This window comes from Paenibacillus mobilis (assembly GCF_058267595.1).
Map to the genome: position 1 here is coordinate 1 of NZ_JBZCMS010000015.1, position 12,871 is coordinate 12,871.

A 12,871-nucleotide genomic window follows, 5' to 3' on the forward strand; every position below is an offset into this window, starting at 1 on the left:
GCCCGTTTGGTGGCGATGGCGGAGGGGTTCCACACGTACCCATCCCGAACACGACCGTTAAGCCCTCCAGCGCCGATGGTACTTGGACCGCAGGGTCCTGGGAGAGTAGGATGCCGCCAAGCGTACCCATTTAGGGTGTACATAAAATAGCATGGCCCGTTGGTCAAGGGGTTAAGACACCTCCCTTTCACGGAGGTAACAGGGGTTCGAATCCCCTACGGGTCACCATTATTTCTCTTGGAACCGTGGTGTAGAGGCCTAACATGCCTGCCTGTCACGCAGGAGATCGCGGGTTCGAATCCCGTCGGTTCCGCCATTTATTTAAAAATGGCAGCAATAATTGAATATGCGGTCGTGGCGGAATTGGCAGACGCGCACGGTTCAGGTCCGTGTGGGCTAACCCCCGTGGAGGTTCGAGTCCTCTCGACCGCATATCTGATTTTCGGGATGTAGCTCAGCTTGGTAGAGCACCTGGTTTGGGACCAGGGGGTCGCATGTTCGAATCGTGTCATCCCGACCATCTATAATGCGGGTGTAGTTCAATGGTAGAACTCCAGCCTTCCAAGCTGGTAGCGTGGGTTCGATTCCCATCACCCGCTCCATAATTACACTAATGAGACCCTTGCGATGCAAGGGTTTTTTGCTGCAGAAAACTTGATAGGGGGTAAATAAAGCTCAGTGACTTTATTCCGCAAATTTCTACATAGTTTGGCTAGTCAACAAACTAAGTTTTTATGTTATAATGACACAGAAAGCGTCTGTTGAATTACTCTTTTTTGTAAACGGTTACATTGGAAGTGGATTTCATTGATCTGCGGTTGATATTTGTCGTGCTATACGCAATCTGATGGAATGTGATTTATTACCGACGACAGAACCAATTCAATTGGAGGGTGAACAAAAATGGAGAAAACACTGGGCGCTTATGATTCCGGGAATTACCGCAACGTTTTTCGGGAAATCGGATTTTCTGAAAAGGAAATTGAAGCGAGGGTCGAGGATACCTGGACCCAGCTGTTTGAAGGCCCCGAGGATACGCGAATTTATTATGAGGCCGGCGAGGACATGGGATATTTATTGGATACGGGAAATCTCGATGTTCGCACCGAAGGTATGTCGTATGGCATGATGATGGCGGTTCAACTCGGCCGCAAAGAGGTGTTTGACCGGATCTGGAAGTGGACGTACACCTATATGTTTATGACGGAAGGGGAAAACGCCGGTTATTTCGCCTGGTCCTGCGACCCCGATGGTACACGGCGTTCCAATGGACCGGCGCCGGACGGCGAGGAATTTTTTGCATTGGCGCTTCTGTTTGCTTCACATCGTTGGGGGGACGGAACCGCTCCGTTTGATTACGGCCGGCAGGCCCGCAACCTGCTTCGGACGTGCTTGCATAAAGGGGAAGACGGGAATGGACAGCCGATGTGGAATCCGGACAACAAGCTGATCAAATTTGTGCCTAACTGCGATTTCTCTGATCCTTCTTACCATCTTCCTCATTTTTACGAGTTGTTTGCTTTATGGGCTTACCCCGAGGATCGGCTTTTTTGGAAGGAAGCGGCTGCTGCGAGCCGGGCGTATCTTCATATCGCCTGTCATCCGGTTACAGGTCTGGCCCCCGAATATGCTTATTATGATGGAACGCCTAACGATACAAAGGGTTACGGAAAATTTTTCAGCGATGCTTACCGGGTAGGGGCCAATATCGGCCTTGATTACGAATGGTTCCGCGCGGACGAGTGGCAGCCGGTGGAAGCGGATCGCATTCAGGCTTTTTTTGCGGATATTCAGCCGGAGGACTACCGGAGATACACCATAGACGGCAGGCCTTTGGAGGAAAAATCCTTGCACCCGGTAGGCCTATTGGCCACCAATGCAATGGCTTCGCTGGCTGCATCCGGTCCGCATGCTGAAAACGCAGTAAAATTGCTGTGGAACACACCGGTTCGGACCGGCAGCCGCAGATATTATGACAACTGCCTTTATATGTTTGCCATTTTGGCTTTAAGCGGGCGTTACCGGATTTTTAAACCTGCGGAAGACCTGCATATAAATGAACAGTAGATGCGCAGGTGATGCGCAATAAATATGCAATAAATACGCAATACAAGCAATAAGTAGAAAAAGGTGCCGAAGTCACCCGTTTAGCCTGGCCTTACCAGGTCATGCACAGAATCCTTTGGAAGGAGGGTACGGATGTATAAAGTAATTTTGGTTGAAGATGAGGTTTTTGCGAGGCAAGGACTTCGGAATTTGATAGACTGGAATACCTGCGGTTATGAAGTCATCGAGGAGGCGGACAACGGCGAGGAAGCGCTCAGGCTGATCGAGGAAATCAAGCCGGAGCTGGTCATTACGGATATTCGCATGCCGGTGCTTGACGGTTTAGGTTTAATCCGGATGACCAGGAACAAGGGCGATGAGGAGACGAAATTCGTGATCATCAGCGGGTACGGGGATTTCCAGTACGCTCAGCAGGCGATTAAATTCGGCGTAAAAGATTTTATCCTGAAGCCGATAGACGAGCTGGAGCTGCAGGATTCCCTGTCGCGTCTGGCCAGCGAGATCGGAAAAGAAAAGCTGATGAAGGAAAGGCCGGCCGGGCATGAACAAAAAGCTTTTACCAGATTGCTAAGAGGCGAAACCTCCAAAGAGGAGTTGGATGAGCTAGCCCACATGTGGGCCCTTCCTCAGGAGGGACATTACGGCTACCTGATCGCCGAAATAAACGATTTGGTAAACCCGCTTAAGCGGGATTCCGAAGCCAAAGAGCTGCGGGAGTTCCGGCATGCCCTCATTGAGGAAGCCGCCTTATGGAACCCGGCTATCAAGCCGGTCCCTCTGCATGAGCACCGGCTTGGAGTATACGGCTTCCCCGTATGCCTGGATGCCTCAGACGCGGCCAACGGGCAGCAGACGGATATCGGGGACATGGCGGCTCGGCTGGCGCACCGTATGAACGGCCGTTTTACCGCCCGGCCGATCCTGATCTATGCCGGAGACGATGGACGCTCCTTGAGCGAAATAAATCACTGTTATTTGACGGCCATCGAAACGATGCAGCACAAATACGCCGCTGCCGAGCACCGGGTTTTGACGTATAGCCGGATGAAAAATCAGCCCCTTCGTTACATGGAGTTCGAAGCGAGTGTTTATGCCCATCTGCTGGAGCAGATGGAGGAGGGGAACCGCGATGCGATGCTGGAAGCGGCGGACTGGATTTTTGCGGAGATGCAGCAGCGGGCCTTTGCGCCTGAGGCGGTACAAAACGTGATCGCCCGGCTCGTGTTTGCCGTGATCGGTTCCATCTCAGCCATGCAGGGCGACGAAAAGGAGCTTAGCTCACTGGAGGCGGTGCTGCAGTGGCGGAATTATCCGGTTACCCTGGAAGGTCTGAAGAACCGCTTCCGCGGCTTTATCGAGGAAAGCGCCGAAATGGCCGCGGCTCTGCGCAGGAACCATGCAAGGGGCGATATTATGAAGATCAAAAGCTATATTGAACGGCATTATAACGAAGATATCAGCCTGAAAAGCATCGCTGCCCGTTTTTACATGAATCCCGTTTATTTAGGGCAGCTGTTCAAAAAAACATTCGGTGTTTATTTTAATGATTTTCTGCTGCAAATCCGCGTTGACAATGCTAAACGGCTGCTTCGCCAAACCGAACTGCGGGTATACGAAATCGCGCGTCACGTAGGTTTTGACAATGCCGACTATTTTGTATGCAAATTTGAAAAGGTGGAAGGCCGTACGCCAACCGCTTACCGGAATCAGCTTTCCTCCAAATAAAACGAGCGGGGCTTAATTTATGAAGCTTAATTTTAACCATGTGCGCCTGAGAAGCAAAATGCTCATCCTTTATACCGTCGCTGTTTTTGTTCCGATCGTCGTAACCAATATCGTGTTTTATCAGGTGACAACGCATAACGTGAAGCAGCAGAAGATCAACGACATGTCGAAGGCGATGGAACAGATCCGCAACGATTTTTTAGCCCAGATTGACGTGGCCGTTGGCATCTCTTCCGTGCTTTACACAGATAACCTACTGAACGACGCCATCGAAAAAACATACGAAACGCCTTCCGATTACATCGATTCTTATTATGCAACCATCAGTCCGACCCTGTACCGTTACTCTCCTATCTACAAAGCCATTCAAAATATTTCGATTTACACCAACAACAATTCGGTGATCGGAGGCGGAGGTATTCTTCCAATTACGGCCGGGGTCCGTCAGGAGCCCTGGTTCCGGACTATCATGAATAACTCCTCCCCTTCGCCGATTGTAATCCGCAGCGTAAATTATACCTACAAAGGTCCCGAAACCACCTATACCGTTGTCCGGCGGCTGAATTATTACAAATACCAGAATCTTCGGACTAAAGTGTTAAAAATCGACATCGGACTGGATACGATTACCGGCCTGTTCCGCAATTCGACGCTTCAGGGGAAGCTTTACCTGGTCAATGATTCGGGCATGATCGATTACGCGACCGATCCCGAGCTGGATTGGCAAGCCAAAAAGCTATCGTTCGATAAGCTTTCCGTACCTTCCCATACGCTTGTGTTCAAGCAGGAGTTCAACAACGTCAACTATTTGCGGGGGTGGCGGATTGAGGGGCTTTTTCCGGAAAATGAGCTGCTTAAGGACGTTCACCGTTCCCGGAATTTTGTCCTTTATTTGGCGATCCCTAACCTGCTCGTGCCTACCTTGATCATTATTTGGTTCACCCGCTCTTTTAACAAACGGATCGTGCGGATTTTGAAGCATATGAAAAAAGTCAAAAACCATCATTTTGATACGATCAAACATGAGCAATACCGGGATGAGATCGGGCAGCTCACCGATGAATTCAACCGGATGACGCTGCAGATCCGCAAGCTGATAGACGATGTGTACGTTGCCGATATTCAGCGCAAGGATTTGGAGCTCAAACGCAATCAGGCCCAGCTTCATGCGCTGCAGAGCCAGATCAACCCGCATTTCCTGTTTAATGCGCTGGAGACGATCCGGATGCGGAGTCTGCTGAAAAAAGAAACGGAAACGGCAAAAATTATCCATAACATGGCCAAAATTTTCCGTAAATCACTAACCTGGGACCGGGATTTGGTATCCGTCCGGGAGGAGCTTGAGTTGATTTATTGTTTTCTGGAAATTCAAAAATACCGCTTTGGCGATAAACTCGATTACCGGGTGGATATCGACGAAGCGGCTTATGGGTGCCAGATTCCGAAAATGACCATACTGCCGTTTGTCGAAAACGCCAGCATCCACGGCATTGAGCCGCTGAAGGAGGGCGGGCGCATCCTGCTGCGGATTCGGCTGTCGGAGGATAACCTGATTGCCGAGGTGGAGGATAACGGCGCAGGGATCGGACAGGAGCAGCTGGAGGAGATCTGGCATTCCCTTGCGGATGAGGAAGCGATGGGCGAGCATATCGGCATTCGCAACGCTTATTACCGGCTGAAGCTCAACTATCGTGAGCGGTTCCGATTTTGGCTGAACAGCATGGCGGGTGAGGGGACAACCGTGCGTATTGAGCTGCCGGGCCTGCAGGAGGGAGCACGGAAAGAAGTCCAGGCTGGGGGGCAGGAGCCTCCAAGCTAAACATCTATGTTTTTCAAAGTAGAGTATAAAGTTTTTCGGGTTATCAGAAAATCCCCTGTTCTTTAAAATGAAAGTGCTTACAAAAATAAACGAGCGAAAGGGGATAACGACATTCATGGTCAGAAAGAAGCTTGCAATGTTAGGTTTAACCCTCTTGATGACGGCTTCCTTGTCGGCCTGCAGCGGAGGAAACAACGGGAATGGAAACGACAAGGCCTCGTCGGCGGAGCCGTCGGGAAATGCCGGCGCCTCCAATTCGGCGAGCAACTCCACGCAGGCGGATAAGTCGCCGGTAACCTTCACTTATTTTAACGCCAATTCCCAGGTTCCCGACATTGACTCCAATAAAACCGAAATCGGCAAAAAGCTTGAAGAGCAAACCGGCGTCAATTTTAAACTGCAGTTCCCGGTTGGCGATGTGAACACCAAGATCGGTACCATGATTGCGAGCGGCGATTACCCGGACGTACTCGCTCCGGATACGGCGATCGACAAGATTTTGGACGCCAAGGCTTTTATCCCGTTAAACGATCTGATCGAGAAATACGGACCCAATATTAAACGGGTATACGGGCCTTATTTCAACCAGATGAAGCAGGCGGACGGCAACATCTATTTCCTGCCGTTTTCAGCGGTTGTGGGCGACTATCTGCCGGCACCAAAAATCGAGCAGGGGGCCTTTTTCATTCAACGCCGGGTCCTGAAAGAGTTCGGGTATCCGAAGATCAAAACGCTGGACGAATACTTCGACTTGATCAAGAAATACAATGACGTACACAAAAGCGAAGGGTTGACCGGCTTCACCTCGCTGACCTATGACTGGCGGACGATGGGCATCTTCAACGCTCCGATGCATTTGGCCGGTTATCCGAACGACGGCGACGTGATCGTCGATATGACCACTCATAAATCGGATGTTTATGCTGACGATGATTACACCAAGCAGTGGCTTAAGAAGCTGAACGAAATCAACAACGAAGGCCTTTACGACAAGTCCTCTTTCGTCAACAACTATGATCAGTACCTGGCGAAAGTCTCCTCCGGCAAAGTGCTTGGCTTCTTCGATTACGAGTGGGAAGTCGATCAGGCGATTCAAAATATCCGCAAAACCGGAAACGACGATCTGGACTACATGCCGCTGCCGATCGTATTTGATCAAAACACCAAAGACCAATACCTTGATCCAAACTCTTTCGTTGACAACCGCGGCGTAGGCATTACGACAAGCGCCAAGGACCCGGTACGGATTATCCAGTTCTTCGACAACATGCTGAAGGAAGAAAATCAAATCATGATTCAGTGGGGCTTTAAAGGCGAAACTTATGAGGTGGACGATCAAGGCCGCTTCTACCAGACGCCGGAGCAGATCGAAGCCCGCAAAGACAACGCCACCAACCAGAAGGTAGGTTTTACTTACTTCAACTACAGCTGGCCGATGTACGGTTTGGGCTCCAGATTCAGCGACGGCAACGCTTATGCGGTTAACCGCCAGCCGGAAGTAGCCCAGGCTTCCTTTACGGAAGGCGACAAGAATGTTCTTGAAAAATACGGCGTCAAAACGTTCTCCGAATTGTTTGCGACTCCAGACGACCGGCCGTGGTATCCGGCCTGGAGTATCTCGATCGAGCAGGGCTCACCTGCGGAGATCTTCCAGCAGAAATCGAAGGACGTCAAACTTAAATATTTTCCGAAGCTTGTGCTGGCCAAACCGGACCAGTTTGATGCGATCTGGGAGGAATACCTCAAGGAATTCGGCAAACTGGACGTAAAAGGGTTTGAAAGCACCATGGATGACCTGATCGCGGCCAAAATCGCCAAGGTGACGGGAACCGGAAACTAATCATTACGTGTTCAACTGTTCGTTCCGGCGGGAGAAGCAAAGGGGCGGGTTTGGCTTCGGCCGGGCCCGCTTCCTTCCGATAGGCCCCCATGCATGGCCTGCCGGCTTGACGACAAGGATGTCCGATCGGGGAGGAATAAGCCATGGAAAATCAAACCGCCGCACCGGCGGCCGGCACCCAGACCGTGCTAAACCCTAAGAGGGCTAAGGGAGCCAAACGTTTTTTTAAGCTGCTGCTTAAGCAGAAGGCGCTGATCTGCATGTCCGTGCCTTTTGTGATCTGGATTTTTGTATTTAAGTATCTTCCGTTATGGGGCTGGACGATCGCCTTCCAGCATTACCGTCCCAATCTCGGCATGTTCCAGCAGGAATGGGTCGGCTGGTCGCAGTTCAAATTCCTGTTCTCCGACGATTCCTTTATCCGCGTTATGCGGAATACGCTGGCCATGGCGGTTATTAAGCTGGTCCTCGGATTTGTAACGGCCATCACGCTGGCGATTCTGCTTAATGAACTCCGGCTCATTTTCTTTAAACGGTTTGTGCAGACGATCAGCTATCTGCCGCATTTTATTTCCTGGGTAGTGGCGGCTAACCTGATTGCGACAGCACTGTCCATTGACGGCGACGGCATTATCAATAAAGTGCTGGTAGGCCTGCATATTATTCCGGAGCCGGTCATGTGGCTGGGGATCGGACCTTATTTTTGGGGAATTCTCGGCATTTCTGAGGTTTGGAAAGATGTCGGCTGGAACACGATCGTATACCTGGCGGCGATGACGATGATTGATCCGTCGCAATACGAAGCGGCCGAAATTGACGGGGCGAACCGCTTCCAGCGGATCCTGCGGGTAACGCTTCCCGGATTGAAGCCGGTCATTATCATTTTGCTGATCATGAACCTGGGCAACATTCTGGAAACGGGATTTGAACCCCAATATTTGCTCGGCAACGGCATGAATGCGGAATATTCCGAGAACCTGGAGATTTTTGTGCTGAAATACGGGATTTCGATGGGCAATTTCTCGCTCGCCACGGCGGCCGGCATGTTCAAGACGGTGGTCAGCTTTATTCTTCTGTTCTCGGCCAATGCGCTGGCCAAACGAATGGGCGAGGAGAGATTGTTTTAGGAAAGGAGGAGAAAACCGATGGCTCAAAGCATGCCTGTCAAAAAAGTGTATAAACGGTTTCGCTCACCCAGCGACCTTATCTTCGATACCTTCAATGTATTATTCCTCGTTGGTTTGGCGGTCATCACGCTGTATCCGTTCATCAATACGCTTGCCGTATCGCTGAACGATGCAAATGATTCGATCCGGGGCGGCATTTTCCTTTGGCCGCGCCAGTTCAGTCTGGAAAGCTACCAATACGTATTTAAGGAAGCCACGATTTTTCACGCTACGCTGATTTCCATTTTGCGCACCGTGCTCGGTACGGTCATTACCGTATTCGCTTCGGCGATGGTAGCTTATACGATCAGCCGTCCTGAGTTTGTCCTGCGCAAATTCGTAACGGTGATGTTCGTACTCACGATGTATCTGAACGGGGGGCTGATCCCCAGCTACCTGCTGATCCGGGACCTACATCTGATCGGCAGCTTTTGGGTTTATATTGTGCCTGGCATCATCGGCGTGTTTAACATGATTGTTATCCGTTCCTTTATTGAAGGGCTGCCGGAAGGCATCATCGAATCGGCGCGAATGGACGGGGCGGGTGACTTCCGTACTTTCATGCAGATCGTGCTGCCTCTATCGCTGCCCGCTTTGGCGACGGTGGCCTTGTTCACGGGAGTCTACCAGTGGAATTCCTGGTTCGATGTCTTTCTTTACAACTCTCAGGTGCCTAATCTGAGCACCCTGCAGTATGAGCTGATGCGTATGCTGGCCAATTCGAACTCAAACTCTTCGATGACCTCAGCCTCCGCTTTTGCCAACAGCGGCAACAGCAACGCCAATTTCGTGACGCCGACCTCCATCCGGGCGACGATGACGATCGTGGCCAGCGTGCCGATGATCATCGTTTATCCGTTCCTGCAAAAATACTTTGTCAAAGGCATGACGCTCGGGGGCGTGAAAGGCTGAGCAGTCCTTTAGCAAAAAGGAATAGCCAGGCGCCGGGCAGAGCGGCGGCCGGCTATTTTGTTTTAGCGGCTAAAAAATGCCCTTCCGGCTTCCTGATAGGAAACGAAAAGGCATAGCGGTTCATTTATCGTTGTAAATCGATTAAGCCTGTTGTTCCTTCAAGCTCTGCTGACGAGAGATCGCAAACAGGACGGCCCAAATCAGAAGGAACCCGGTCAACTGGACAAGCGTAATTCTTTGATGATAAACAATCCAGTTAATGATGACACTGACCATTGGGAAGCTAAGCTCGGCCAAGGTGGCAATGGATGCTTTGGTATTTTTCAAACCTTTGTAGTAGAGCAGCAAGCTGAGCAGACCGGGCAGCACGGCTTGCAAAACGATGTTGATGACAATGCCGGCCACGGCGCCTTTATCGGAAGGAATATTCCAGGCTGCGCCTTGGTTTAACGTAATTACGAACAGCAAAGGCAGCGCCAAAATAAAACGAAGGGAGGTCACGGTTTCGTACTCCATTTTTCCAACCATCAAACGCCCCATGACGGTGGACCCTCCCCACAAAGCGGCCGCTCCCAGGGAGAGAAGGCTCCCTACCTCCACAAATTCGCTGACATGGCTGAATGGAAAATGAAGGCCGAAGGTCAGCAGATAAGTGCCGATCAAAGCAACCAGCAGCAGCCGGCCGAACATTTTGGGAAGCGTTTCTTTCAATAGAAACCGGGCAAGAATAATGGCGAACAGCGGCTGCAGCTTTTGAAGCAGAAGAACCGAGTTGAAGTTGACGGCAGTAGCCAAAGCCTGCGTGAACAAAATCGTAGCCAGCGCGGATCCGCCCCAGGATATAAAGAGCAGGGCCCCGACATGGCGGGCTTTCAGACCTCTCAGTTCAGAGCGGTGAGCCCATAAAACCGGGGCGGCAAACAGGAACAAAATAAGATGCTCCAGCAGCACGATTTGTGAAGAAGTCAGATACTTGGACAATAAAATCCGGAAGATCGGGTCCACACCCCAAAGGGCGGCCCCGAGAACAACCAGCCAAAAGCCGGTTTTAACGCTACGCTCACTGCGAATCGGTAATGCTTGGTCAATACTGGACATAATAGCCTCCTGCGGATCTTAAAAAAAGGAAAACCCCCGATTGTTTAAAAGCAATCGGGGGTGATCAAATAAACATGTAGGAGCAGGGCAAAGAAACCATGCCAAACACGATTATTGATGATCTTCTTCCATCCGGACTTTACCGTCGGCCTTGGAATTGCACCAAGTCAGTCGCTGAAGCAAACGACATCAGCGAGTCGCGGGCTAAGCTCTTTGCAGAGCATCACCGCCGGTCAGGAATTTCACCTTACCCCGAAGATCCTTAATAAATTTTAGTATAATGATTAATTTGAGAATACACGAAATGAGAAATAAAACATGCCAATAATGTTATTGACAGGCCGATTTCGAATGCTAATTAAAGCTCTTGTCCGATCCATTCAGCCAGCTGCTTTAAAGCGGCTTCGTTCCGGCGGTAATAAGTCCACTGTCCGCAACGCTTGGCTTCAAGCAGTCCGGATCTTTGAAGCATCGACAAATATTGCGAGGTTGTCGATTGGGACATTCCGGCCTTTTCTTGAATCGAACCCACACAAACGCCGCCCGTGAAATCCAAATCGTTCAAATGAGCGGATTGCGCTGGAAAATGCTGTTCCGGCTGTTTAAGCCACTGCAGCATTTGCAGCCTTGTTTCATTCGAAAGCGCCTTAAATATTAATGTATAGTCCATACGTTAATTATATTGGCCTTTTTCGATATGTCAATCCATCTTGCGGGGAAAAACAAACCTTTTGTCTCTTCTTAATGATTCGGATTGATCGAAGCATGAAAAAACCGGCATCTGCCGGTTTTTTGCTGCATTTTTTAAAAGCTATAAAAACGGGTAAGTTAAATTTTGAAGACTTGAATCGTTTTCTGAAGCTGGAAGACCGCCTGGGTCATCGCTTCGGTTTCAAGGGCTACATTTTCAATAGAAGAAATTTGTTCATTCATGGCTGCAGAGACTTGCTCGGTACCGGCAGCAGACTGTTCGGTGATGGATGAAATATTTTGAATGGAAGCGGAAATTTTGTGGGAAGCCTCCAGCATGGACTCGCTCTCCTCGCTGAAGACGGCGATTTGTTCGGAAATATAAGCAACGCTGTCGACGATTTGAGCAAAAATGCGTTCCGCTTCCTGAATCATTTCATTTTGCATGCTTACGATTTCTTCATTGGTATGTATATTCGCCGAAGCCTGTTTCACATCATGCTCGATGCTTTTGACCAGTTCAAACACTTTTTGGGTAGACGTCGTGGATTCTTCGGCCAGCTTGCGTACCTCCTGAGCGACGACAGCAAAACCGCGTCCATGCTCTCCGGCCCGCGCAGCTTCAATAGAAGCGTTCAGGGAGAGGAGGTTGGTCTGCTCGGCCAGCTCTGAAATGGTTTTGGTGATCAGGGTAATTCCTTTGGCATTTTGCGATAGTTTTTCGATCGATTGCGCAACCATACCCGTAGCTTCTACATTCCGTTTCATGCCTTCCGATTGTTCCTCGACGGACTGGCGGCCCGCTTCAACAAGCTTTAGCGTATGGGAGGAGCGCTCGTTCATTTCTCTGACGGAACCGGTATAATTCCCTACTTTGGTTTCGATAGATTGGATGGAATCCATCATGCCGCTGACATCTTCGGAGATTTGGCTGGCTCCGACGGCGAGTTCCCCGGATGATTGGGCTACCTGGGTCATGACGGTTTTTAATTCCTGGTGCCTTTCGGAGAGGCCGCTGCTGGTGTCCATGACTTGGCGTGAAATGGAGGTCACGTCGCCAAGGAGCTTCTTGAGCTTGTCCGTCATGCTGTTAAAGGTGCGGCTGATATCGCCCATCGTACCCGTTTCCGGCACGGTTGCTGTAAAATCGCCTTTGGCAATGCGGGCGGTCACGTTCGAGAGATTGTCAAACGTAGAAGAAAGCGTTTTCTCAAACAGACGCGACAAAGGGTAAGTGAGCGCTGTGAGCACAACCACGAGAACGATTCCGAGCAGCCAATGCCCGGTCAAAATTAAAGCGATCAAAAAAGGAACGGAGAACAGCACGGCAACCGCAAAGAAACCGGTTACAATTTTTCGTGACATGGACAAGTTTTGGAGCCAGGACATAGAACAAACGACCTCCTTGAAAAATAGATATATTTTCCTATATTATACACGCGCTGAGAACTATGGTCTATGGCAATCTACCAACAGGGAGCATAATCTAGTCTGCTGCAAAAGAATGAAAGAAAGATTAATTTTTCTGAAATATGGATTGACTTTTGGAATAAA

9 protein-coding genes, 5 tRNA genes, 1 rRNA gene and 1 riboswitch are annotated in these 12,871 nt (G+C 50.1%); of the genes, 12 read left to right on the forward strand and 3 right to left on the reverse strand.

Annotated elements, in window-relative coordinates; translation table 11 throughout:
* Window positions 1-5 precede the first annotated feature (5 nt).
* The 12 genes from rrf to AC3ZPD_RS20505 all read left to right on the forward strand — a co-directional run bounded on the left by rrf (window position 6) and on the right by AC3ZPD_RS20505 (window position 9,529).
* Window positions 6-122, forward strand: a 5S ribosomal RNA gene (gene rrf / locus AC3ZPD_RS20450).
* Window positions 123-153: 31 nt separating this feature from the next.
* Window positions 154-228 (forward strand) — tRNA-Glu (locus tag AC3ZPD_RS20455).
* Window positions 229-239: 11 nt separating this feature from the next.
* A tRNA-Asp gene (locus AC3ZPD_RS20460) sits at window positions 240-316 on the forward strand.
* Between the two features lie 32 nt (window positions 317-348).
* Window positions 349-432, forward strand: a tRNA-Leu gene (locus tag AC3ZPD_RS20465).
* A gap of 11 nt (window positions 433-443) precedes the next feature.
* Window positions 444-520 (forward strand) — tRNA-Pro (locus AC3ZPD_RS20470).
* 8 nt (window positions 521-528) lie between these two features.
* Window positions 529-602 (forward strand) — tRNA-Gly (locus AC3ZPD_RS20475).
* Between the two features lie 301 nt (window positions 603-903).
* Window positions 904-2,067 carry a family 8 glycosyl hydrolase gene (locus tag AC3ZPD_RS20480; RefSeq protein ID WP_490986128.1) on the forward strand — a complete coding sequence of 388 codons (1,164 nt, stop codon included), beginning with the start codon at window positions 904-906 and terminating at the stop codon, window positions 2,065-2,067.
* A 132-nt stretch (window positions 2,068-2,199) separates the two neighbouring features.
* On the forward strand, window positions 2,200-3,792 hold the full coding sequence (locus AC3ZPD_RS20485) for a response regulator transcription factor (RefSeq protein ID WP_490986129.1): 1,593 nt from the start codon (window positions 2,200-2,202) through the stop codon (window positions 3,790-3,792).
* Between the two features lie 19 nt (window positions 3,793-3,811).
* Complete coding sequence (locus tag AC3ZPD_RS20490; protein WP_490986130.1) at window positions 3,812-5,611, forward strand: sensor histidine kinase; 1,800 nt, start codon at window positions 3,812-3,814, stop codon at window positions 5,609-5,611.
* A gap of 115 nt (window positions 5,612-5,726) precedes the next feature.
* Entirely contained in the window at window positions 5,727-7,451 is a 1,725-nt protein-coding gene (locus AC3ZPD_RS20495; protein WP_490986131.1) for an ABC transporter substrate-binding protein, read from the forward strand.
* A 143-nt stretch (window positions 7,452-7,594) separates the two neighbouring features.
* On the forward strand, window positions 7,595-8,578 hold the full coding sequence (locus tag AC3ZPD_RS20500) for an ABC transporter permease (protein WP_490986132.1): 984 nt from the start codon (window positions 7,595-7,597) through the stop codon (window positions 8,576-8,578).
* Between the two features lie 18 nt (window positions 8,579-8,596).
* Window positions 8,597-9,529 (forward strand): carbohydrate ABC transporter permease, encoded by a 933-nt coding sequence (locus tag AC3ZPD_RS20505; RefSeq protein ID WP_490986133.1) that lies wholly within the window; start codon window positions 8,597-8,599, stop codon window positions 9,527-9,529.
* A 141-nt stretch (window positions 9,530-9,670) separates the two neighbouring features.
* Here the strand turns inward: AC3ZPD_RS20505 and AC3ZPD_RS20510 are convergent, their stop codons facing one another.
* From AC3ZPD_RS20510 to AC3ZPD_RS20520, 3 genes are all read right to left on the reverse strand, one after another.
* Entirely contained in the window at window positions 9,671-10,627 is a 957-nt protein-coding gene (locus AC3ZPD_RS20510) for a DMT family transporter (protein ID WP_490986134.1), read from the reverse strand.
* A 116-nt stretch (window positions 10,628-10,743) separates the two neighbouring features.
* A riboswitch (FMN riboswitch) is annotated at window positions 10,744-10,891 on the reverse strand.
* A 94-nt stretch (window positions 10,892-10,985) separates the two neighbouring features.
* A complete protein-coding gene (locus AC3ZPD_RS20515) occupies window positions 10,986-11,297 on the reverse strand; it encodes an ArsR/SmtB family transcription factor (RefSeq protein WP_490986135.1) in 312 nt (103 codons plus the stop codon).
* A gap of 158 nt (window positions 11,298-11,455) precedes the next feature.
* The gene (locus AC3ZPD_RS20520; RefSeq protein ID WP_490986136.1) at window positions 11,456-12,706 is read right to left on the reverse strand and encodes a methyl-accepting chemotaxis protein; all 1,251 of its coding nucleotides are present in this window, start codon (window positions 12,704-12,706) and stop codon (window positions 11,456-11,458) included.
* Between the last annotated feature and the right edge of the window lie 165 nt (window positions 12,707-12,871).

What these genes read in the sequence shown, in the direction of transcription:
- AC3ZPD_RS20480 (WP_490986128.1), top strand. Translation starts at nt 904, where the DNA reads ATGGAGAAAACACTGGGCGCTTATGATTCCGGGAATTACCGCAACGTT.
- AC3ZPD_RS20485 (WP_490986129.1), top strand. Translation starts at nt 2,200, where the DNA reads ATGTATAAAGTAATTTTGGTTGAAGATGAGGTTTTTGCGAGGCAAGGA.
- AC3ZPD_RS20490 (WP_490986130.1), top strand. Translation starts at nt 3,812, where the DNA reads ATGAAGCTTAATTTTAACCATGTGCGCCTGAGAAGCAAAATGCTCATC.
- AC3ZPD_RS20495 (WP_490986131.1), top strand. Translation starts at nt 5,727, where the DNA reads ATGGTCAGAAAGAAGCTTGCAATGTTAGGTTTAACCCTCTTGATGACG.
- AC3ZPD_RS20500 (WP_490986132.1), top strand. Translation starts at nt 7,595, where the DNA reads ATGGAAAATCAAACCGCCGCACCGGCGGCCGGCACCCAGACCGTGCTA.
- AC3ZPD_RS20505 (WP_490986133.1), top strand. Translation starts at nt 8,597, where the DNA reads ATGGCTCAAAGCATGCCTGTCAAAAAAGTGTATAAACGGTTTCGCTCA.
- AC3ZPD_RS20510 (WP_490986134.1), bottom strand. Translation starts at nt 10,627, where the DNA reads ATGTCCAGTATTGACCAAGCATTACCGATTCGCAGTGAGCGTAGCGTT.
- AC3ZPD_RS20515 (WP_490986135.1), bottom strand. Translation starts at nt 11,297, where the DNA reads ATGGACTATACATTAATATTTAAGGCGCTTTCGAATGAAACAAGGCTG.
- AC3ZPD_RS20520 (WP_490986136.1), bottom strand. Translation starts at nt 12,706, where the DNA reads ATGTCCTGGCTCCAAAACTTGTCCATGTCACGAAAAATTGTAACCGGT.